At 61.9% G+C, this 19,191-nt stretch carries 23 protein-coding genes; 16 read left to right on the top strand and 7 right to left on the bottom strand.

Features of this window, described 5'->3' with window-relative positions; genetic code table 11:
• Positions 1-79 precede the first annotated feature (79 nt).
• Together lptG and lptF are read right to left on the bottom strand one after the other, a co-directional pair.
• The gene (gene lptG, locus CIT31_RS17185) at positions 80-1,162 is read right to left on the bottom strand and encodes an LPS export ABC transporter permease LptG (protein ID WP_095519604.1); all 1,083 of its coding nucleotides are present in this window, start codon (positions 1,160-1,162) and stop codon (positions 80-82) included.
• 16 nt (positions 1,163-1,178) lie between these two features.
• A complete protein-coding gene (lptF, locus tag CIT31_RS17180; RefSeq protein ID WP_095519603.1) occupies positions 1,179-2,381 on the bottom strand; it encodes an LPS export ABC transporter permease LptF in 1,203 nt (400 codons plus the stop codon).
• Between lptF and CIT31_RS33865 the strand changes: the two genes are divergently transcribed.
• The 5 genes from CIT31_RS33865 (at position 2,380) to CIT31_RS17165 (ending at position 5,711) form a co-directional block, all read left to right on the top strand.
• Positions 2,380-2,718 carry a hypothetical protein gene (locus CIT31_RS33865; RefSeq protein WP_127212021.1) on the top strand — a complete coding sequence of 113 codons (339 nt, stop codon included), beginning with the start codon at positions 2,380-2,382 and terminating at the stop codon, positions 2,716-2,718. The genes lptF and CIT31_RS33865 overlap by 2 nt on opposite strands.
• 63 nt (positions 2,719-2,781) lie before the next feature.
• The gene (locus CIT31_RS17175; RefSeq protein ID WP_245316349.1) at positions 2,782-3,348 is read left to right on the top strand and encodes an NAD(P)-binding protein; all 567 of its coding nucleotides are present in this window, start codon (positions 2,782-2,784) and stop codon (positions 3,346-3,348) included.
• Positions 3,330-3,629 (top strand): NAD(P)-binding domain-containing protein, encoded by a 300-nt coding sequence (locus CIT31_RS35195; RefSeq protein WP_245316348.1) that lies wholly within the window; start codon positions 3,330-3,332, stop codon positions 3,627-3,629. The genes CIT31_RS17175 and CIT31_RS35195 overlap by 19 nt, the downstream gene beginning before the upstream one ends.
• A 101-nt stretch (positions 3,630-3,730) precedes the next feature.
• Complete coding sequence (locus tag CIT31_RS17170; RefSeq protein WP_095519911.1) at positions 3,731-5,242, top strand: leucyl aminopeptidase; 1,512 nt, start codon at positions 3,731-3,733, stop codon at positions 5,240-5,242.
• 19 nt (positions 5,243-5,261) lie between these two features.
• A complete protein-coding gene (locus CIT31_RS17165) occupies positions 5,262-5,711 on the top strand; it encodes a DNA polymerase III subunit chi (protein WP_065008935.1) in 450 nt (149 codons plus the stop codon).
• A 129-nt stretch (positions 5,712-5,840) separates the two neighbouring features.
• Here the strand turns inward: CIT31_RS17165 and CIT31_RS17160 are convergent, their stop codons facing one another.
• Positions 5,841-6,674 (bottom strand): haloacid dehalogenase type II, encoded by an 834-nt coding sequence (locus CIT31_RS17160; RefSeq protein WP_342586937.1) that lies wholly within the window; start codon positions 6,672-6,674, stop codon positions 5,841-5,843.
• An 82-nt stretch (positions 6,675-6,756) separates the two neighbouring features.
• Positions 6,757-7,245, bottom strand: coding sequence for a RidA family protein (locus CIT31_RS17155; protein WP_095519602.1), 489 nt, complete (start codon positions 7,243-7,245; stop codon positions 6,757-6,759).
• Between the two features lie 196 nt (positions 7,246-7,441).
• Here CIT31_RS17155 and CIT31_RS17150 point away from each other — a divergent pair, with 196 nt between their 5' ends.
• From CIT31_RS17150 to CIT31_RS17105, 10 genes are all read left to right on the top strand, one after another.
• Positions 7,442-8,134 (top strand): TetR/AcrR family transcriptional regulator, encoded by a 693-nt coding sequence (locus CIT31_RS17150; RefSeq protein ID WP_095519909.1) that lies wholly within the window; start codon positions 7,442-7,444, stop codon positions 8,132-8,134.
• Between the two features lie 226 nt (positions 8,135-8,360).
• Positions 8,361-9,101 carry a FadR/GntR family transcriptional regulator gene (locus CIT31_RS17145; protein ID WP_095519601.1) on the top strand — a complete coding sequence of 247 codons (741 nt, stop codon included), beginning with the start codon at positions 8,361-8,363 and terminating at the stop codon, positions 9,099-9,101.
• A complete protein-coding gene (locus tag CIT31_RS17140) occupies positions 9,098-10,273 on the top strand; it encodes a PLP-dependent transferase (RefSeq protein WP_095519600.1) in 1,176 nt (391 codons plus the stop codon). The genes CIT31_RS17145 and CIT31_RS17140 overlap by 4 nt, the downstream gene beginning before the upstream one ends.
• A 27-nt stretch (positions 10,274-10,300) precedes the next feature.
• Positions 10,301-11,560 (top strand): ABC transporter substrate-binding protein, encoded by a 1,260-nt coding sequence (locus CIT31_RS17135; RefSeq protein WP_095519599.1) that lies wholly within the window; start codon positions 10,301-10,303, stop codon positions 11,558-11,560.
• A gap of 104 nt (positions 11,561-11,664) precedes the next feature.
• The gene (locus CIT31_RS17130; protein WP_095519598.1) at positions 11,665-12,600 is read left to right on the top strand and encodes a carbohydrate ABC transporter permease; all 936 of its coding nucleotides are present in this window, start codon (positions 11,665-11,667) and stop codon (positions 12,598-12,600) included.
• A 19-nt stretch (positions 12,601-12,619) separates the two neighbouring features.
• Positions 12,620-13,453 carry a carbohydrate ABC transporter permease gene (locus tag CIT31_RS17125; RefSeq protein ID WP_095483211.1) on the top strand — a complete coding sequence of 278 codons (834 nt, stop codon included), beginning with the start codon at positions 12,620-12,622 and terminating at the stop codon, positions 13,451-13,453.
• Positions 13,454-13,463: 10 nt separating this feature from the next.
• A complete protein-coding gene (locus CIT31_RS17120) occupies positions 13,464-14,564 on the top strand; it encodes an ABC transporter ATP-binding protein (protein ID WP_065008940.1) in 1,101 nt (366 codons plus the stop codon).
• A 191-nt stretch (positions 14,565-14,755) separates the two neighbouring features.
• A complete protein-coding gene (locus tag CIT31_RS17115) occupies positions 14,756-15,379 on the top strand; it encodes a hypothetical protein (protein ID WP_095519597.1) in 624 nt (207 codons plus the stop codon).
• Positions 15,380-15,386: 7 nt separating this feature from the next.
• A complete protein-coding gene (locus CIT31_RS17110; protein ID WP_095519596.1) occupies positions 15,387-16,232 on the top strand; it encodes a 23S rRNA (adenine(2030)-N(6))-methyltransferase RlmJ in 846 nt (281 codons plus the stop codon).
• 131 nt (positions 16,233-16,363) lie between these two features.
• Positions 16,364-16,816, top strand: coding sequence for a hypothetical protein (locus tag CIT31_RS17105; protein WP_095519595.1), 453 nt, complete (start codon positions 16,364-16,366; stop codon positions 16,814-16,816).
• On the opposite strand, the gene CIT31_RS17100 is transcribed toward CIT31_RS17105, so the two are convergent.
• The 3 genes from CIT31_RS17100 to CIT31_RS34660 form a co-directional block, all read right to left on the bottom strand.
• Complete coding sequence (locus tag CIT31_RS17100; protein WP_165778481.1) at positions 16,786-17,127, bottom strand: transcriptional regulator; 342 nt, start codon at positions 17,125-17,127, stop codon at positions 16,786-16,788. The genes CIT31_RS17105 and CIT31_RS17100 overlap by 31 nt on opposite strands.
• A 124-nt stretch (positions 17,128-17,251) precedes the next feature.
• Complete coding sequence (locus CIT31_RS17095; RefSeq protein ID WP_095519594.1) at positions 17,252-17,512, bottom strand: hypothetical protein; 261 nt, start codon at positions 17,510-17,512, stop codon at positions 17,252-17,254.
• A gap of 56 nt (positions 17,513-17,568) precedes the next feature.
• Positions 17,569-18,060 (bottom strand): hypothetical protein, encoded by a 492-nt coding sequence (locus tag CIT31_RS34660; RefSeq protein WP_203546856.1) that lies wholly within the window; start codon positions 18,058-18,060, stop codon positions 17,569-17,571.
• Positions 18,061-18,550: 490 nt separating this feature from the next.
• Here CIT31_RS34660 and CIT31_RS17085 point away from each other — a divergent pair, with 490 nt between their 5' ends.
• Complete coding sequence (locus tag CIT31_RS17085) at positions 18,551-19,147, top strand: glutathione S-transferase family protein (protein WP_095519592.1); 597 nt, start codon at positions 18,551-18,553, stop codon at positions 19,145-19,147.
• Positions 19,148-19,191 lie beyond the last annotated feature (44 nt).

Here is a 19,191-nt window from a genome sequence, read left to right as displayed (position 1 = left end):
AGCAGGCATGCCAAGGCGCTTGCCCCATAGAGGCGCGCCAAACCGGCCTGCCTATGGATGCGCAAAACCGCCCCCCTCACTAGCCGTCTTCCTTGTACAGCAAGAAAGTCACCCCGAAGAACATAGCCACGACAACCGGAACCCATGCAGCCACCACTGTGGGTACGAATCCCGCCACGCCGAATGCCTTGACCAGCACCGTCACGACATAAAGCAGAAACCCGGCCAGGACGCCACCCAGAATCATCGTCCCGGATTGTCCCATCCTCGCAAATCGCATCGACACCGTTGCGGCGATCAGCGTCATTGCGACGAGAAGGAACGGCAGCGCCACCAGCGAATCGAACTGCATGGCAAAGGCATTTGCCTTGAGGCCAAAGGAGCGGGCAACCTCGATCTTGCCGGGCAGATCGTAGAAAGGGATGGTTTCCGGGCGCGCCAGCCGCTCTTGCACGAATTCGGGCTTGAGATTGGTCGGCACCCGGTCGCTTGCCGCCGATTGGATATTGCCGTCCCGGAAAACCTTGACGTCCTGCAGTTCCCAGTAGCCATCCCGCAAAAAGGCGTGCGCCGCGTCCTTGCGTTCGACGATGTCGCCTTGCGGGTTGAGGACGAAGAAGACGGCATCGGCCATCTCCAGGCCCTGATTGAGAATGGCGCGCGCGCCGATGATGGTATCGCCGGAACTGGTCTTCTGCCGGATCCAGGGCTCGGCGTCGGCCGAGACGGTGTTCGACTTGCCGGAGCGGAGCTGGGTTTCGATTTTTTCGGACCAGGAAAACGCATGCGCGGCGATCGGATTGATGACGCCGACCGACAACACCCCGAACAGCAGCGCCCCGATGCAGCACGGCAGCAGGAATTGCCAGGCGGACACGCCGGCGGAACGCGCGATGACCAGTTCATACCTGCGATTGAGCGAGACCAGTGTCGCCATCGCCGAGAACAGGCCGACGAACGGCACCGTCTGCAGCATGATCATCGGGATCCGCAACCCTGAAATGGCGAACGCCGTGCCGTATGTGAAACCCGGCAAGCCGGTCGTGCGGCCGGAAAGTTCGGTGAAGTCGATCAGGAACACAAGCGCCAGCAGGCCGATGAAGAACCAGATGGTGATCGTCACGTAGCGGAAGAAGAAGTATCTACCCAGAGTCCAGCCCATTAGCGTATCCAGCCCGTTAGCCGGCCCCTTGGCCAGAAGCGCCGCGCCTGGCGAAGCGGAGCTTCAGGGCGCTCCAGCCGTCACTGAAGCGGCCGGCGAAATTCGTCATCCAGTCGGCCCAGGCGACCGGCAGTTCCATGGTCCGGTTGGAGACGATGAACCATGTCGCGACCGCGGACGCCACGATAGGAACGCCGTAGACCATATAGGCGTATTGCGGAACGTTGTCGGCCTTGCCGGCGGCAAAGAAACCGAGCCAGCGCACGAAAAGCGCAATCGCGATCGACGTGATCAGCGGATGAATGCGCGCCTCGCGATGGGAACGCGCGTCTCCCGCGACCGCAAGCGCGATCAGCGCGAAGACGAGTGAATAGGACCATTCGGAAAAACGCTGGTTGAGTTCGGCCAGGTACTTGTTCGGCTTTTTCTGGAACACCTTGTCGTTCGGACTGGGATTGAGCAGGTACTGGGTCGTCCGGTCCTTCGGCAAAAGCAATACGTCCGATGAGGCCGACATGAAGGCGGACAGGTCGAAGGCATAGGAGGTGAACCGGATGACCGAAAGATCGCCGGCCAGCGTTTCGCGATGGATGACGCCGTCATTCATCATCAGCACTCTCTCGTCGCCGTTTTCGATGATGGCGCCGGTCTTGGCATAGTAGATGAGGTTGGCGCCTTCTTCGCGCGAATCGGCGACGAAGATGCCGCCGAGGCGGTTGTCCGGAAGCCGCTCGCCAATCTGCAGGAACAGGCCGTCGTCGATCTTGCGGAAGGTGCCTTCCTGGATGATCAGCGACAACAGATCGGCGCGCGACGACGCCACCAGCTCGCGGTTTTTCTGTCGTGCATAGGGATCGACGCCGTTGTCGACGGCAAACGAAAAGACGCTGGCCGCCAGCGCCAGGAACATGATCGGCCTGACGATGGTCCAGCGCGAAGCGCCCGCTGCGTTCAAGACGGCAAGCTCAGAATCGGAATTCATCGCGCTCAGTGTCTGAGCGACCGCGACCACCAGGGCGAAAGGCACGACGATCGGGACGATCGACGGAATGATCAGCGCAGCGACCTCGAAGAAGGTCAGCACCGACTGCCCGCTGTCGGTGACGAGGTCGATGCGGGCGAGCACCTGCGTCGTCCACACGATCGCCAGCGTCCAGATGAGCGCTGCCAGGAAGACCGCCAACGCACGACGCATGATGTAGCGTTCAACGACCTTCATGAAGGCTTTTCTCGATTTTGCCGAACGGCATCATGCCTCCAGACAAGGTAGTCGCCCGGCGACGCCTGTACAACCGGTCCGTTGGCGGTTCGATCTGGTTTCCGTCCCACATCGATATTTCCGGTGGGCCGAAGTGTCGGCGGCAATGGATAAGAAAGGGCGAACATCAATGGTTAACAACACGTTGCGGCAGGAAAGCGGGGCCGTGCCGCGACGAATCGCCATCGATTCCATCCGCCATATGGGATCGGATTCCGGCAAAGTCTTGCCAAATGCCGGAAAACGACCAAATGTCGCGCCGATCACCGGTTATGGCCGCCGTGGCTGCGACAGGTAGAGGCATGGAAGCAGAAGTAACAGAATTGCGCAGCCAAACCGGCCAGATTTTTCACGGTGCGTCGTGATCGGCGCCGGCGCAGCGGGGCTGGCCGCCGCCCATGCGCTGATAAAGGCCGGCGTACCGATACTTGTCCTGGAAAAGGAAAGCCGGCTTGCCGAACTCTGGTATCGGCGGCACGAACGGTTGCATCTCAACTCGTATCGCGATCTCTCGACACCGCCTGGCGTCGACTATCCCGCAGGCACACCCGCTTTTCCCCACAAAAACGTCGTCGTCCGCCATCTGAACGCCAGGCGCATGGTCTGCCGGTCCGGCTTGGCGTCGCCGTCGAGGAGATCGCGTTCAACGGCGATTACTGGACCGTTAAGACCAGTGCCGGGCCGCGGCTGGCGCGTCAAGTCGTCATTGCCACCGGGCGCGACGTTGGCGCGATTGCCGCTTTGGCTCGCCGATGCGGTGATGACGGCAACGCAGCGCCTGGTTTTCGGCGACTTGACCAAGTTTGGCCTGCCGCCCGCCTCCTCGGGAGGTGCAAGCCGCCTGACTGCCGACTATACCGCGATCGCCACCGACGACGGGCCGTCCGCGCCATCAAGGCCGGCAAGATTGTGGTACTGCCGCAGGTAAGGGAATTTACCCGCGACGGCGTTTTCCTCGACAACGGCAACCGGATCGCTCCCGAGATCGTCATCGCGGCGACCGGCTACCGCACCGGGCTCCAACGCATGGTCGGCAAGCTCGGCATCCTCGATGGCAAGGGGGTTCCGCTATTCAACGGCGGCGAGGCCGACCCGAAATTGCCCGGCCTGTGGTTTACCGGCATGCGGCCAAGCATTCGCGGTTGCTTCGCCAATGCCCGAATTCAGGCCAACGCAATCACGCAGCAGATCGTCAGGCAGGGGCGATGATTGAAAATTGGGGTGGTGCTTCCGGTCGGAAACAGCCAAATATCTAGTTTCATCAAGGCACTCTCCCAAAAACCCAACGCCGTTCCCGAAAGCAGGACATGATGACTTCGAGACCTTCGATCGCCTTCGCCAAATTCGCAGCGCCTAAAAAGGGCAGTGTCTTCGTGCTGGCGGCCAACGATGGCGGTCTCGGCGACGCGGCAAAGGCTTGCGATCCGGCAAAGACCCTGGAGCGGGCGTTCCCGGTGGCCGACTTTTCCGGCAAATTCGCCGGCCTGGTCGAAGTGCTGGCGCCCGAGGGCACATCGCTCGACCGGCTGGTGGCGGTCGGCGCCGGCAAGGTCTCGGGGCTCGACGATCATGCCTGGCTCAAGCTTGGCGGCACGATCACTACATCCTTTCGCAAGGCGACGGAGGTGGCCGTCGTGCTCGACCTGCCCGGTGCTGACGTTGGCGGCAGCCAAGCGGCACAGCTTGCCGCGGGCATTCTTCTGCGCAGCTATGCTTTCGACAAGTACAAGACGAAAAAGGAAAATGGCGACGGCCAGCGCGACGGCAACAAGGCCGAGCCCAAAAAGCCGGTCAAGGTGACCATCCACACCACCGATCCGGGGGCGGCGAAAAAGGCCTTCGCCGACGAGGTGGCGGTGATCGACGGGGTGCTCCTGGCGCGCGATCTGGTCAACGAACCGGCCAATATACTCGGGCCGGTGGAATTCGCCGCCCGCGTCAACGAACTGGAAGCGCTCGGCGTCACGGTCGAGATCCTGGTCGAGAAGGAGATGAAGAAGCTCGGCATGGGCGCGCTGCTCGGCGTCGCGCAAGGCTCGCCGCGTGGCGCGCGCCTGGCCATCATGCGATGGAATGGCGGCAAGGCCAAGGACAGCCCGATTGCTTTCGTCGGCAAAGGCGTCACGTTTGACACCGGCGGCAATTCGATAAAGACGGCCTCTGGAATGGAGGACATGAAGGGCGATATGGGCGGCGCTGCCGCGGTCACCGGGCTGATGCACGCGCTGGCCGCCCGCAAGGCCAAGGCCAATGTCGTCGGCATCGTCGGGCTGGTGGAAAATGCCGTCGACGGCCATGCGCAGCGCCCCGGCGATATCGTCACCTCGATGTCGGGCCAGACCATCGAGGTGCTCAATACCGACGCCGAAGGCCGCCTCGTTCTGGCCGATGCGCTGTGGTACTGCAACGATCGCTTCCAGCCGAAATTCATGGTCAATCTGGCGACGCTGACCGGCGCCATCATGGTCGCGCTGGGCCAGCACTATGCCGGCCTGTTCTCCAACAATGATGAACTGGCGAACAGGCTGACGAGCGCCGGGCAGGCGACGCAGGAACGAGTGTGGCGGATGCCGCTCGGCACCGAATATGACAAGCTGATCGACTCGAAAAATGCGGACATGAAGAATATCGGCGGCCGCTATGGCGGCGCCATCATCGCGGCGCAGTTCCTGCAGCGCTTCGTCAAGGATACGCCCTGGGCGCATCTCGACATCGCCGGCACCGCAATCGGCGCGCCGTCCAGCGAGATCAACCAGTCATGGGCCTCCGGCTTCGGCGTTAGGCTGCTCGACCGGCTGGTGCGCGACAACTACGAGGGGTGAGGCCTTTCAAGGCGCGATCATGGCCGACGTCCTGTTCTATCACCTGACCGAATCGACGCTGGAGGATGCGCTGCCCGGCCTGCTCGAGCGCAGCGTCGATCGCGGTTGGCGCGCCGTGGTGCAGACCGGCACCGAGGAGCGGCGCGACGCGCTCGACCAGCATCTTTGGATTTTCAGGGACGATTCGTTCCTGGCGCATGCGACCGACCGCGAATCCCATCTGGCCGAGCAGCCGATCCTTTTGACAACCGGCCAGGACAATCCGAACGAAGCGCAGATCCGCTTCCTGGTCGACGGCGCCGTGCCGCCGGAGCTTACCGGTTATGAGCGCGCCGTGTTCCTGTTCGACGGCCACGATGCGGCCCAGGTCGAGGCGGCGCGCACGCACTGGAAGACGATGAAGGAAGCCGGCCACGTGGTCACCTACTGGCAGCAGACTTCAGACCGGCGCTGGGAACGCAAGGCGTAAAGCTGCCGTCTTGGCTATCCTCGACCTGGGGATCAGATCGCTGCGCAATTGGGTCATGACTCCGAGAGAGCATCGGACCGAAATGTGGAAGAACCCTGAAGGGGGTGGTTTGCTGATCGTTGAGAGGCGCTACAACTGAAGCCGTTCAGCCAAGTCAATGAAGTCGCTGGCCACCAGGTCCCAGGCCTGGTCTGGGTGCAAGTCCGTGGTCTGCGCTAACCCGTGCTCGGTCGGACGCGGGACAAAGGCTGTTTGTAGTCCGCATGCCCGAGCCGCTGCAAGGTCGCCATTGTGGGCGGCCACAAGACAGATCTCATCCGGCTTCATTGCCAGCACGTCAGCGGTGCGAAGATAAGCTTCCGGCATCGGCTTGTACGCTTGCACGAGTTCGGCGCCGAGGATCGCATCCCAGGGGATACGACTACGCTTCGCCATGTTGAGCATGAGGACGATGTTACCGTTCGAGAGCGGCGCGATGATATAGCGGGCCTTCAGCCGCGTGAGGCCGGCCACCGCGTCCGGCCATGGCTCCAATCGGTGCCATGCCAGGTTCAGTTCGTCCAGTTCGGAGGCTGGCACCGAAGCCGGGTCGATCCCGAATTCCGGCAAAACAGCTTCCAGATTCTCCCGATGCAGCACGTCGAGACGTGTAAAGGGCCGCCGGCCGCTGCGCACCTCCTCCATCGCTGGCGAGTAACGGCGGCGCCACGCATCCGCGAAAGCGGTAGGAACGGCCGTTCCGGCTCCATACCGCTTCAGGAACGGTTCAGCTTCGCGCGCCACGCCGCTGCGCCAATCGACAACAGTGCCGAATACGTCGAACACCAAGGCACGTACACCATCCAAGACCATCACATTCGGCTCCTCGATCCGCACAACTGCATGACCGTCGCATTCGGGTGGCGAGCACCCCTTGCGGCTGTCGCCAAAATCGGTCGCGAAACACCACTTTTGCGAGGACATTTGCGACAGGCAAACCATTGACTGGATGGACAGGGTGAAACTATCGCGAAGCTTAGGATATTTGCGAAAGGAGATCTAACCACTACTCCAGAATGACGACGGCTTCCACCTCGAAGAGCATGGGGTCAATTGCAAGCTTGGGCACGGGAATCAGGGTCTGCGCCGGCAGCGCCTCGCCGAACATTTTCTTGATGTTCTTGGTCAACACCTCAAGCTTGGACATATCGTGATCGACCACGAAGACCGTGAGCTTTGCAACCTGATCCGGCCTGGCACCGAGCGCATCGAGGGCGGTACGCAAATTTGTGTAGGCCTGCTCGACCTGGACAGCGAAGTCGGGCGACAAGGCTCCCGTACTGTCTTGGCCGCCCTGTCCGGAGATGTAGGCCACCCGGGCTTCGCGGGGCGTGATCACCGCCGTGCTGTAGCCGTTCGGCGACGGGTCGTAGAGGTTTTGTGGATTGACGATGGTCAGCTTGAGATTGTTCTCATTCGCTGTCGTCGCAGTGGGAACTCCCATGGTCATGATGATTAGCCCTCCGGTAAGCAGATGCTTGATTTCGTGTGACATGATTTTCTTTGGCTTTGCGGACTGCGAGCAACGTACCCTCGCGGCCGGTATGATTGAACTTTAACCGTATCGCTCATACGGATGACTCGTGCGACGTCGAGTCATCGTATGGTACACCGTACGAGTCAATCGTCCAAGATCGACATTCCTTGCGTTGCCGGTCAAAATCGACGTTCTCAACAGCGAGGAAGAGCGGATGGCAGCCAAACGTACCGGCGCCCGGAGCAAACGGTCTCAACCGACAAGTGAGTGGCTCCAGCCCATGCAGGCGCGCGGTGAACCGCCGCTCTCTCGGGAACGCATCGTGGCGACCGCGGTAGAACTGCTGGACGCCCAGGGAGTCGACGGATTGACCATGCGTCGACTGGCCGATCGCCTCAGCTCCGGCGTGATGAGCCTATATTGGCACGTCGACAACAAAGAGGATGTCTTTGATCTGGCGCTCGACTCGGTGCTCGAATATCGCGGACCGCCACAAATGGGTGAGGCTCAAGACTGGCGCGGAGAAGTCGTTTATATGCTTGAAGACTGGCGCGCCAGCATGCTGCGCCATCCTTGGTCGGCGTCGCTGTTGCCGCGCCGGGCGCTCGGGCCGAACATGCTCAGCCGCCTAGAACTGCTAAGCAATACCTTGTCCGGAGCCGGTGTAGCGGACGCAGATCTGAACGTCGCGATATGGTCACTCTGGAACTATGTGATGGGCGCCACCATCACCCGGGCGAGCTTCGACCTCTCGGACGACGACAGGGTCGCCGCGCAGCAGCGCCTTACACGTCTCAGCGAACGCTACCCGACAATCGAACGCTCTCGTCTGCTGTTGGACAACGATTGGGACGGCGCTTTCCGGAAAGGCCTCGGCTTTCTGCTCGATGGCCTCGCTCCAGGATGAGAACGGTAGCTTTGGGACTCAAAGCGACTGTCGCAAATCCCGATTAGAACGACAGTTTGCACCTGATTTTTTGCGACGTCGCAGAAGAAGCCTTTGCGACAAGGTTTAAGGTTCCACAGTGGGTCGTGAGCCGAAATGCAAGCTGAGACACTGCCCGGGCACTTGACGAATGGTCGGCCGCGCGCAATTCTGCTAAGATGTCAGACCAATTTTGGGCGTAGGCACCATGCGAGCGCGCGGCGAACTGCCCGGGGCACCTGCCACGCGTGTGGCAATCGCCACGCTCCCGCCGTTGGACCGCGGCAAGCAGGTTATGGAAGCGCTGGCCGACTATGTCGAGCGCGCTGCGCTGAAGAGCGGTGACCGGCTTCCGACCGAACGCGAATTGATGGCCGCGCTTTCCGTCGGGCGCTCGACGATACGCGAGGCGATGGGGCGTTTCGAAGCGCTCGGCGTCACCGAGACCCGCAAAGGCAGCGGCACCTATCTGCTGAAGCCGATATCCGCCGGCACGATCCATTTGCCGCTGTCGCTCGATACGGCAGAGCTGCGCGATGGCCTCTTGCACACCCTCGAGGTACGCCGCGGCATCGAGGCCGAGGCAAGCATGGTCGCGGCGCGGCGGCGGACAGTCGACGATCTGCGGACGATCGAGGAAAAACTCATCGAGATGGAGCGCGTCCATCTCGCCACCGGCACGTCGGGTCCGGAAGACTTGGCCTTTCACCTGGCCGTCTACGACGCCACGCACAACCCGCTTTTCCGCCAACTCCTGGGGCAGATGCGCGAAGCGTTCGAGCGCTTCTGGGACCATCCTTTCGACCGGCAGGATTTCGCGCGGCGATCGTTCCCGTATCACCGCGAGCTGTTCGATGCCATCGTCGCCAGGAACGCGGAGCTGGCGCGCGGAAAAACGCTGAAGATCCTCGAGATCGTGGAAGAGGACATCGAGGAAATGTCGAAATGAACGGTGCCGATTTTTTCGACCAGGCGTCGCTGATCGCCGCCCATGACGAGGGCAACGCCTTCGATGCCGTCGTTCCGCCGATCGTGCAGACCTCGCTCTTCACCTTCCCGAACTATGACGAGATGCTCGATACATACCGCGGCGAAAAAGTGCGGCCGACCTACACGCGCGGGCTGAACCCGACCGTGCGCATGTTCGAGGAAATGCTGGCAAAACTCGAGGGCGCTGAGGACGCCATTGGTTTTGCGAGCGGCATGTCCGCCATCTCATCGGCAGTGCTGAGCTTCGTCGAACCGGGCGACCGCATTGTCGCGGTCAGGCATATCTACCCGGACGCGTTCCGGCTGTTCGGGACGCTGCTAGCGCGCATGCGCATCGAGGTGACCTATGTCGACGGGCGCGACGAGGCGGCTGTCGCGAGCGCCCTGCCTGGCGCCAAGCTGTTCTATATGGAAAGCCCCACCAGCTGGGTCATGGAAACGCATGACATCGGTGCGCTCGCTGCGCTCGCAAGGTCCAGCGGCATCCCGACCATCATCGACAACAGCTGGGCCAGCCCGGTCTTCCAGCGGCCGCTGTCGCTCGGTGTGGACGTTGTGGTCCACTCCGCATCCAAGTATCTGGGTGGCCACAGCGATGTCGTGGCCGGGGTGGTCGCGGGCTCGAAGGACTTGATCGGCCGCATCCGCGGCGAAGCCTATCCATATCTCGGCGGCAAGCTGTCGCCATTCGACGCCTGGCTCTTGATCCGCGGCTTGCGCACGCTGCCGATCCGGATGCGCGCGCATCAGGTCTCCGGCCTCGAAATCGCACGGCGCCTGCAGGATCATCCGATCGTGGAGAAGGTCTGTCATCCGGGGTTGGCCAACCAGCTTCCTGCGGGGCTCACCGGCACGTCGGGCCTGTTCTCATTTGTCTTCCGCGACGGCATCGATATCCGCACGTTTGCCGACCGCCTCAAGCTGTTCAAGCTGGGCGTGTCCTGGGGCGGCCACGAAAGCCTCATTGTGCCCGGCGAGGTCGTGCTGCAGCAGAAAGCCCAACCCAATTCCGCGATGGCGTTCGGCGTCCATCCGCGGTCCGTGCGTCTCCATGTCGGCCTCGAGGGAACCGAGGCGCTGTGGAGTGACCTGGAAACGGCGATCGACGCCGCTTCCGAAGAAAAGACCTGAAGCAACCAGACAAGAAGGGAACGGAAAATGAAGAAGCTTCTTATCGCCGCATTCGCCACCGTACTGATGTCGGGTGCTGCACTCGCCGACACGACGCTGAAGCTCGTCGAGGTGATCACCAGCCCCGAGCGCACCGAAACCCTGAAATCGATCGTCTCCAAATTCGAGGCTGCCAACCCCGGCACGAAGGTCGAGGTCATCTCGCTGCCCTGGGGCGAGGCGTTCCAGAAATTCGCGACCATGGTGTCCGCCGGCGAAATCCCCGACGTCATGGAGATGCCGGACACCTGGCTGTCACTCTATGCCAACAACGGCCTTCTCGAGAGCCTCGAACCCTATCTTGCCAAATGGGAGCACACCTCGGGCCTCACCGATCGCGCGCTCGAACTCGGCCGCGACGTGAACAACACCGCCTACATGCTGCCCTATGGCTTCTATCTCCGGGCGATGTTCTACAACAAGAAGCTGTTCCAGGAGGCTGGTGTCACCGAGCCGCCCAAGACGATGGACGAGTTCGTGGCGGCGTCGGAAAAGGTCTCCAAGCTTCCGGGCAAATATGGCTACTGCCTGCGTGGCGGGCCGGGCGGCCTCAATGGCTGGATCATGTTCGGCGCAACCATGGCCGGGTCCAACAAGTTCTTCAATGAAGACGGCACCTCGACGATGAACAGCGAAGGCTGGGTCAAGGGACTGACCTGGGTCGTCGACCTGTACAAGAAGGGATTGGCACCGAAGGACAGCGTCAACTGGGGTTTTAACGAAATCGTCGCCGGATTCTACACCGGCACCTGCGCAATGCTTGATCAGGATCCGGACGCACTGATTGCGATCGCCGAGCGGATGAAGCCGGAAGACTACGGCGTCACGACCATGCCGAAGGGGCCTGGCGGCAAGACGTTCCCGACCATCGGCTATGCCGGTTGGTCGATGATGGCGGCCAGCCAGAACAAGGACCTGTCCTGGAAGCTGATCGAAACGCTCGAAGGGCCCGAGGGCAACGTCGACTGGAACAAGCGCACCGGTGCGCTGCCGGTCCACAAGTCGGCCGAAAAGGATCCCTTCTACGCAAGCGAGCAGTTCAAGGGCTGGTTCGCCGAACTCGAGGACAAGGATGCGGTGCCGACGGTCATGCCGACCTATCTCGAGGAGTTCGCCTTCTTCAAGGACTCGATGGTCATCAAGACCAGTCAACAGGCATTGCTCGGCGACATCACGCCCGAGGAGATGGCCAACCAGTGGGCCGACTATCTGACCAAGGCGCAGCAGAAATACCTAGCCAAGAAATAAACGGCGGACCTGGAGCGTCGGAGCCGCCCATCGCCGGGTGGCTCCGATAGGTCTCGTCCATGGTCGATTGGAACGATGGCCAATTGGAACGAAAGCGTTAGCTGATGGTTTTTGACGCCACCGCCGGGTTCCCGGAATCGCGCCGCCGGTCGCTGGTCGACCGGATCACGCGCCACGCCGAGCCATATCTTTACACCGCCCCGGCGCTGATTCTAATCGTCACCATCATGCTGGCGCCGCTGGTGCTAGGCCTATCCTACGCCTTCCGCGACGTGCACTTGCTCAACCCGTTCTCTGGCGGCTATGTCGGGCTCGATCATTTTCGCACCCTCTATGACGACGAAAATTTCTATCGGGCGCTGCGCAACACGCTGTGGTGGACCGGCGCATCCGTCTTCCTCCAATTCGTGTTCGGCCTGGTCCTGGCGCTGTTGCTCGACCGGCCGTTTGCCGGTCGCGCCATCGCGCAGGCGCTGGTGTTCCTGCCCTGGGCGGTGCCGACCTTCCTCACCGGGCTCAACTGGGCGTGGCTGTTCAACCCCGTCATCGGACCGCTGCCGCATTGGCTTTATGCGCTCGGCCTGATGAGTGAGCCGGCCAACATCCTTTCCAATCCGCAGCTCGCCATGTGGGGACCGATCATCGCCAACGTCTGGTGGGGCATTCCCTTCTTCGCCATCACGCTGCTGGCGGCGCTCCAGGCCATCCCGCGCGACCTCTACGAGGCGGCGGCGATCGACGGCGCCGGTGCGGTCAGGCGGTTCACGTCGATAACGTTGCCATTCCTTGCGCCGACCATTGCGATCACCGTGCTGTTGCGCACCGTCTGGATCGCGAACTTCGCCGACCTGATCATCGTCATGACCAGCGGCGGCCCAGCCGACCGCACGCAAATTGTCGCGAGCTACATCTTCACGCAGGCCTTCAGGGCCCTTGATTTCGGCTATGCCTCGGCCATTGCGCTGGTGCTGCTCATTCTGCTGCTCGCCTATTCGATGCTGATCGTCATGCTTCGGCAAGTCCTGATGGATCGGGCTTGATGGATCGGGCGATGACCAGATGAACAGGTATTCGATTTTCGGCACCGCGCTGCACCGCCTGGCGATCCTCTGCTACGTGGTCTTTGCGCTGTTCCCGCTGTTCTGGCTGTTGAAAGTATCGGTGACGCCGAACGACCTGCTCTATTCGGAGGGCGTGCGGATGTGGCCGTCGCGGATGAGCTTTGAACATTTCCGCTTCGTGCTCGCCCACAGCGCATTCCCGGTCTTCTTCAGGAACAGCATGATCGTTGCCGGCGCAACGGCCGTGATCGTGACGCTGCTCGCGTCTCTCTCTGGCTATGCGTTGTCGCGCTTCACCTTCCGCGGCAAATACTGGCTGGTCGCGCTGATGCTGCTCACCCAAATGTTTCCATTGGTGATGCTGGTCGCGCCGATCTTCAAGATGCTCTCGCCGCTCGGGCTGACCAACAGCCTGACCGGGCTGGTCGTCGTCTACACCGCCTTCAACATCCCTTTCGCGACGTTCCTGATGCAGTCGTTTTTCGACGGCATTCCCAAGGAGCTGGAGGAGGCGGCCAAGATCGATGGCGCTACGCAGTTCATGGCATTTCGCCAGATCGTCCTGCCGCTGACGCTGCCGGGCATTGCGGCGACGCTGGGTTTTGTGTTCACCGCCGCATGGAGCGAACTGCTGTTCGCGCTGATGCTGATTTCGGGCAACAGCGCCGCCACGTTTCCGGTCGGTCTGCTCACCTTCGTGTCGAAGTTTTCGGTCGATTTCGGGCAGATGATGGCGGCCGGCGTGCTGGCACTGATCCCGGCCTGCCTCTTCTTCCTGTTCATCCAGCGCTATCTGGTACAGGGCCTGACGGCCGGCGCGGTCAAGGGCTGAGTGAGGTTTCATGGCATCGATCGACATTCGCAACGTCCGCAAGAATTTCGGCATCGTCTCCGTGCTGCACGGCGTCGATCTGGCGATAAAGAACGGCGAGTTCGTGGTGCTGGTGGGCCCGTCGGGCTGCGGCAAGAGCACGCTGCTGCGGATGATCGCCGGGCTCGAGGAGGTGACCGAAGGTGAGATCCGGATCGACGGCATGCGCGTCAATGAGCGGGCGCCCAAGGACCGCGACATTGCCATGGTGTTCCAATCCTACGCGCTCTACCCACACATGAACGTCGCCGAGAACATGAGCTATGGCTTGCGGATCCGGAAGGCCGCCCACGAGAAGATCACAGCCGCTGTCAGCAATGCCGCCCGGAAGCTTGAGCTGCAGCCGCTGCTTGCGCGGCGGCCGAAGGCACTGTCGGGCGGTCAGCGCCAGCGCGTCGCGATGGGCCGCGCGATCGTGCGCCAACCCAAAGCATTCCTGTTCGACGAGCCGCTGTCCAATCTCGACGCGCGCCTGCGTGAGCAGATGCGGGCAGAGATCAAGAAGCTGCACCGCGATCTCGGCGCGACCTCGATCTATGTCACCCACGACCAGATCGAGGCGATGACACTGGCCGACCGGATCGTCGCCATGCATGAGGGCGTGGTGCAGCAGGTCGGCAGCCCGCTGGAGCTTTACGACCGCCCTGCCAACCTGTTCGTGGCCGGCTTCATCGGATCGCCGGCCATGAATTTTCTGTCGGCACGCTATGAGGTCGGCGCAGGCACGGCCGGCGCACGATTGCCTGACGGAACGCTGATTGGGCTTTCGTCGGGTTATCAACTGGAGGAAGGCGCGGCGGTGACGCTCGGCATCCGGCCGGAGCACGTCGAGATGTCGCCGGCCTCGGAGAGCAGCCTGAGGGCGACGGTCGACCTGATCGAGCCGACCGGCTTCGGCATCATCCTGCATCTCGGCCTACACGGCCTGCCATTCAACGTCTTCACGCTCGACCGGGCGGCACTGACGGCCGGCCCGACGGTGACGGTGGCGTTCCCGCCGCAGCATCTGCATTTGTTCGATGAGACGGGAAAGCGCGCATTGGAATCGAGCCTCCAGAAGGGGAAGGGCTGATCCTCCTTACGATCGCTCAGATCATTCGGATTCTCCCAAAACCGGTTTCCACTTTTAGGTCCCATGTTATTGTCTATCTTGGCACCGCCGAATTCGATACAACGTCCGAGCTCGGCCTCGACATGCTCCTGGACGAAATGGAACGCGCCCGCGGCGGCGCCAAATAATATCCGGGCAAGGTAGTCGAGCGCATGCGCTTTCTGTTTTTTCTGATCCTGCTCGCCGGCATCGGCATCGGCGTCGTCTATCCCTGGGCGATGAGCAATTTCTCCGGCCATGAGATCGGCACCTGGCGGGTCTACGAGCAGGGCCGGTTCAAGCCGGTGACGGTACCGCTCGCCGCTCGCGACGCCCCGGTGCGGGTGCTGGTCGACCTCACCGCGAGGGCCGAACGCATCGTCGTCTCGCAACAGCGCACCGTGCTGACGCTGACCGCCGCCACCGGCGGCAGGACGGTGCTCGCCTCGACGCTGCAATTCAACCATTCGGAAAATCCGCGCCAGGTCAGCCCGCAACTGCCGGACAAGATCTTTCGCGACGAGGCAGGCCTGATCCCGACGGTCAGCCCCGGCCCCTACATCTTCACCGTCGGCCCAGGCGACCCCGAGGGCATCGAGATGCGGGCGGTGGACCTGGTGCTGCGCTCCGGCGTTGGCGAGGTCGATCAACGGGCGCAGCCGGTCGGCTTCTCGTTGATGGCAGTCGGCCTGATCGGGCTGGTGCTGGCGTTTCGTTTCGGTGGCGGCGGGCGGCCGCAAAATCCGAATTCGCAGCCGCCACCGCCGCGCTGGGGCAGGGGCGGGTCGTCGAATTGAGTATCGTATGAACTACCGCCACGCCTATCACGCCGGAAACTTCGCCGATGTCGTCAAGCATGTCGTGCTGAGCCGGCTCGTCGAATATCTGAAGCAGAAGGACAAGGCGTTTCGCGTTATCGACACCCATGCCGGCATCGGCCGCTACGACCTGTCATCGACTGAAGCGCAAAAGACCGGCGAATGGCAAGGCGGCATCAGCCGGCTTTTCGATGCCGCGCTCGACGCGCCGGCGGCAGCACTTCTGGCGCCTTATCTGGAAGCCGTCCGTTCGCTCAATTCTGAAGGCGGCCTGAAAAAATATCCGGGCTCGCCGCTGATCGCGCGTCATCTCATGCGCAAGCAGGACCGGCTGTCAGCGATCGAGTTGCATCGCCAGGATGCCGCGAAGCTGAGAGCGCTATTCGCCGGCGATTTCCAGACCCGGGTGATCGAGCTCGATGGCTGGCTGGCGCTCGGCGCGCATCTGCCGCCGAAGGAAAAGCGCGGTCTCGTGCTGGTCGATCCGCCGTTTGAGGAGGAGGGCGAGTTCGACCGCCTCGTCGACGGGCTGCGGAAAGCCCACAAGCGCTGGCCGGGCGGCATCTATGCGCTGTGGTATCCGGTCAAGGACCGCAAGGCGGTCATCGCCTTCCGGAAAGCGCTGGTGCAGTCAGGCGTCCCGAAGCTGCTCGACATCGGCTTCGAGATCAGGCCGCCATCGGCCGAGCCCAGCCTCGACGGCAACGGGATGGTGGTGGTCAACCCGCCGTTCACGCTGGAGCGCGAGCTGCGCACGCTGCTGCCGGCCTTGCACAAATTGCTTGTCGTCGGAAAACCGGCGCACTGGACGCTGGAATGGCTGGCGGCGTAAGGCGGCAGAGGTATCCGCGCGCCTGCATTGGCTGAAGGCGATTTCAAACTAAGAAACCATCGTCTCTACAACCGCTTGACCGCGCGCAAGCGAATCCGCACAGTGCGCGCAGTCGACCATAAGAGGCTGCCATGACTCGCTTCGCCCAATCCGCACTTGCCGCACTGATCGCCCTTTGCACGCCGCTCGGCGCGTCCCTCGCCGTCACCCAGGCAGCAAAGGCGGCCGACCTTGCCGTCTATACCGAAGAAGACAGCGGCGTTTGCGGTGAGGCCTGGGTGCTGAACAAGATCACCAGCCGCTTCTCCTACCAGGTGCGCCACGTGCCGAATCTGCCCGATGTCGAGATCACCGATTTCCAGGGGATCCACCAGCACCGCTATCTGCCAGCCAATGAAACCTGGCCGATCGGCCGTCGCTATTGCGGCGCCACCGTCAGCCTGTCCGACGGCCACGCCCGCACCATCTGGTATCTGATCGAGGAAGGGCAGGGCTTTGCCTCGATCGGCGATAATGTCGAATTCTGCGTCGCGGGCTTCGACCGCTGGATGGTCTACAACGGCCGCTGCCGCGTCCTGCGCTGAACGCGTTTACCTGGCTGCTCCGCCTCATCGAGGATGGCGCGAAGGAAGGCGGCGTGACCGCGAAAGGCGCGCCGTCCGATTGATGTCGCCTTGACCCGCGTTTGCGGCCGGCGTCCGACAAACAGCTTTTCGACATCGACATATCCCACCTTGGCAAGCGTATCGATATGCGCGCCGAGATTGCCGTCGGTGGCATTGACGATGGCCTTCAATCGGGTGAATTCCAGCGCTTCGCGCCTTTCCAGAGAATTCAGCGCCGCCATGATCATGAGCCGCACGCTCTGGTGGATGATTTCGTCGGCAGCCATCATTGGGCCTGCTATGGTGTCAGCGTTCAGTCTCACTGATCTGGGACAGCGCCGCTAGATCTTGCGCGAATGACATTACGCTTCCCCCGCAGACCAGAATACTCTGTCGGATCGAGTAATCTGTCAACTAGCAAAAAGGTTGCCTTCTCAAGCCCCAGACAAGGTCATGGCGCAGAACGAGCCGGGCTTTGCTTTTGTAGCTTGTGTAGATCGTCTCGTTGGACAAGACGATGAGATCGATGAAGCAGCCCATCATGATGTTGCCGGTCGATGATCGACGAGCAAAACGCTTGCTAACCTTCAGCACTTTGCAGTGCGATTGGTTCCGGTTAAGCGCGCAGAATGTCTGTCGCAAACCCTCGGCAAGCTCGAAGAGCAGCAGCGACATTTTGCGAAATCAGGACGAGCGTGTGTCGCCGGTAATCAAAATTTAAACTGAAAAAATCATGCTAATGCTTCGCTGGCTAGACAAGCGCGAGTCAGATATGCATTACGCGCCGGGTCATTAACGGCCGTCGGCACAACGAAGGGGCATGATATGGCTAAACAGTCATCCAAAGCGCCGGCATCCAAGTCTCCGGCAAAGAAGGCACCGGCAAAGAAAGCACCAGTAAAAGCTGTGGCGGAAAAGGCCGCAGCAGCTGTGAAGAAAGCAGCACCTGCTGCCAAGCCGAAGGCCGCCGAGGCCAAGGCAAAAGCAGCGCCGGCCAAGAAGCCGGCCGCGAAAGCCGCGGCAAAGCCGGCAGTGAAGAAAGCAGCACCAGCCAAGGCCAAAGCAGCACCAGCCAAGAAGCCGGCTGCAAAGGCCGCGGCGAAGCCGGCAGCGAAGAAAGCAGCACCTGCCAAGGCTGCACCGGCCAAGAAGGCTGCGCCGGCAAAGAAAGCGGCTGCAGCGAAGTCTTCGGTGGCAGTGAAGAAAGCAGCGCCGGCGGCCAAGCTGAAGGCGAAGGCAGCGCCCGCGAAGGCGAAAGCCAAGAAGTAATCGCGTTTCTTAGCTCGCGGAGGACAGTGCTGAAGACCGTTGAGGGCGGGTGCCGGACAGGCGCCTCGCTCGCAGGGTCAGTGCTCGGGCAATAATAGAGGCGGAGGGAAGACACCTTTTCGCAACTCCCAGGACTTCGCCGTACGGCGAAGTCCGGTGGGCATTTCTCTGTGCCCGGAGAGAAATTCTCGGTGCAAGACCGGGTTGGCTAGGTTCGGATCTGTTTGGCCTGTTCAGATCCTCTTGGGCTGCAACTGCCGTACCGCTCATTGCCTAAGATCGCGGAGGAGGACGTCGTTCTCCGTGGCGCCCGGTTTTTCCGCCTGTGGCTGTTGATCATGCCGGCATGTCCAGTCAACAGTGCACAAAAATCAAAGCGCTACGGCGTCCTTTGCGCGTCCAATAGTATACGCGGCGCTGTAGCCGGCAACCAGGAACCCGATCATGCCCAGACTGCTCTACGCCTCCACATCACCCTACAGTTCCAAGGTGCGCATGGCCGCGCGTTATGCCGGCATCGCAGTCGATCTCGTGCCGATAAAAACCGAAGACAAGCCGGCCGAGCTGATCGACGCCAATCCGCTCGGCAAGATCCCGGTGCTGGTGCTCGACGACGGCCGCTCGATCCACGACAGCCGCGCCATTACCCAGCATCTCAACCGCATATCGAAGAACGCGCTGTTCCCGCGCAATCCCGACAAGCGCCTCGAGGCAGAAGTGCTGGAGGCGCTGGCCGACGGCATCTGCGACTGCGCGCTGTCGATGGTTTATGAGCGGCGCACGCGCCCCGAAGACATGGTCTACCAGCCTTGGCTCGACCGCCAGTGGGCGAAGATAACCGGTGCGCTCGATCTGCTCAACGCCAATCCGCCAAAGCTGCCGAAGAAGATCACCGCCGGCCAGCTGGCGCTGCGCGCCTGCCTTGGCTATCTCTCGCTGCGCTTTGCCGGAAAATGGGAAAAGGGCCGCAACCGGTTGGTCCGCTGGGCAGCGCGCTTCGACCAGAAGTTTCCGGAGCTGAAACCCTGCGTCCCGGCGTGAGCTGGCTGGCACCCAGCTAGAGCATTTTTGCAGCCAAGTGGAAT

The organism is Mesorhizobium wenxiniae, from assembly GCF_002284535.1.
GTDB classification, from domain to species: Bacteria; Pseudomonadota; Alphaproteobacteria; order Rhizobiales; family Rhizobiaceae; genus Mesorhizobium; species Mesorhizobium wenxiniae.
This window is presented reverse-complemented; position numbering and strand designations above follow the sequence as displayed.

What these genes read in the sequence shown, in the direction of transcription:
- lptG (WP_095519604.1), bottom strand. Translation starts at nt 1,162, where the DNA reads ATGGGCTGGACTCTGGGTAGATACTTCTTCTTCCGCTACGTGACGATC.
- CIT31_RS33865 (WP_127212021.1), top strand. Translation starts at nt 2,380, where the DNA reads ATGAAGGCTTTTCTCGATTTTGCCGAACGGCATCATGCCTCCAGACAA.
- lptF (WP_095519603.1), bottom strand. Translation starts at nt 2,381, where the DNA reads ATGAAGGTCGTTGAACGCTACATCATGCGTCGTGCGTTGGCGGTCTTC.
- CIT31_RS17170 (WP_095519911.1), top strand. Translation starts at nt 3,731, where the DNA reads ATGACTTCGAGACCTTCGATCGCCTTCGCCAAATTCGCAGCGCCTAAA.
- CIT31_RS17165 (WP_065008935.1), top strand. Translation starts at nt 5,262, where the DNA reads ATGGCCGACGTCCTGTTCTATCACCTGACCGAATCGACGCTGGAGGAT.
- CIT31_RS17160 (WP_342586937.1), bottom strand. Translation starts at nt 6,674, where the DNA reads ATGTCCTCGCAAAAGTGGTGTTTCGCGACCGATTTTGGCGACAGCCGC.
- CIT31_RS17155 (WP_095519602.1), bottom strand. Translation starts at nt 7,245, where the DNA reads ATGTCACACGAAATCAAGCATCTGCTTACCGGAGGGCTAATCATCATG.
- CIT31_RS17150 (WP_095519909.1), top strand. Translation starts at nt 7,442, where the DNA reads ATGGCAGCCAAACGTACCGGCGCCCGGAGCAAACGGTCTCAACCGACA.
- CIT31_RS17145 (WP_095519601.1), top strand. Translation starts at nt 8,361, where the DNA reads ATGCGAGCGCGCGGCGAACTGCCCGGGGCACCTGCCACGCGTGTGGCA.
- CIT31_RS17140 (WP_095519600.1), top strand. Translation starts at nt 9,098, where the DNA reads ATGAACGGTGCCGATTTTTTCGACCAGGCGTCGCTGATCGCCGCCCAT.
- CIT31_RS17135 (WP_095519599.1), top strand. Translation starts at nt 10,301, where the DNA reads ATGAAGAAGCTTCTTATCGCCGCATTCGCCACCGTACTGATGTCGGGT.
- CIT31_RS17130 (WP_095519598.1), top strand. Translation starts at nt 11,665, where the DNA reads ATGGTTTTTGACGCCACCGCCGGGTTCCCGGAATCGCGCCGCCGGTCG.
- CIT31_RS17125 (WP_095483211.1), top strand. Translation starts at nt 12,620, where the DNA reads ATGAACAGGTATTCGATTTTCGGCACCGCGCTGCACCGCCTGGCGATC.
- CIT31_RS17120 (WP_065008940.1), top strand. Translation starts at nt 13,464, where the DNA reads ATGGCATCGATCGACATTCGCAACGTCCGCAAGAATTTCGGCATCGTC.
- CIT31_RS17115 (WP_095519597.1), top strand. Translation starts at nt 14,756, where the DNA reads ATGCGCTTTCTGTTTTTTCTGATCCTGCTCGCCGGCATCGGCATCGGC.
- CIT31_RS17110 (WP_095519596.1), top strand. Translation starts at nt 15,387, where the DNA reads ATGAACTACCGCCACGCCTATCACGCCGGAAACTTCGCCGATGTCGTC.
- CIT31_RS17105 (WP_095519595.1), top strand. Translation starts at nt 16,364, where the DNA reads ATGACTCGCTTCGCCCAATCCGCACTTGCCGCACTGATCGCCCTTTGC.
- CIT31_RS17100 (WP_165778481.1), bottom strand. Translation starts at nt 17,127, where the DNA reads ATGATGGCTGCCGACGAAATCATCCACCAGAGCGTGCGGCTCATGATC.
- CIT31_RS17095 (WP_095519594.1), bottom strand. Translation starts at nt 17,512, where the DNA reads ATGTCGCTGCTGCTCTTCGAGCTTGCCGAGGGTTTGCGACAGACATTC.
- CIT31_RS17085 (WP_095519592.1), top strand. Translation starts at nt 18,551, where the DNA reads ATGCCCAGACTGCTCTACGCCTCCACATCACCCTACAGTTCCAAGGTG.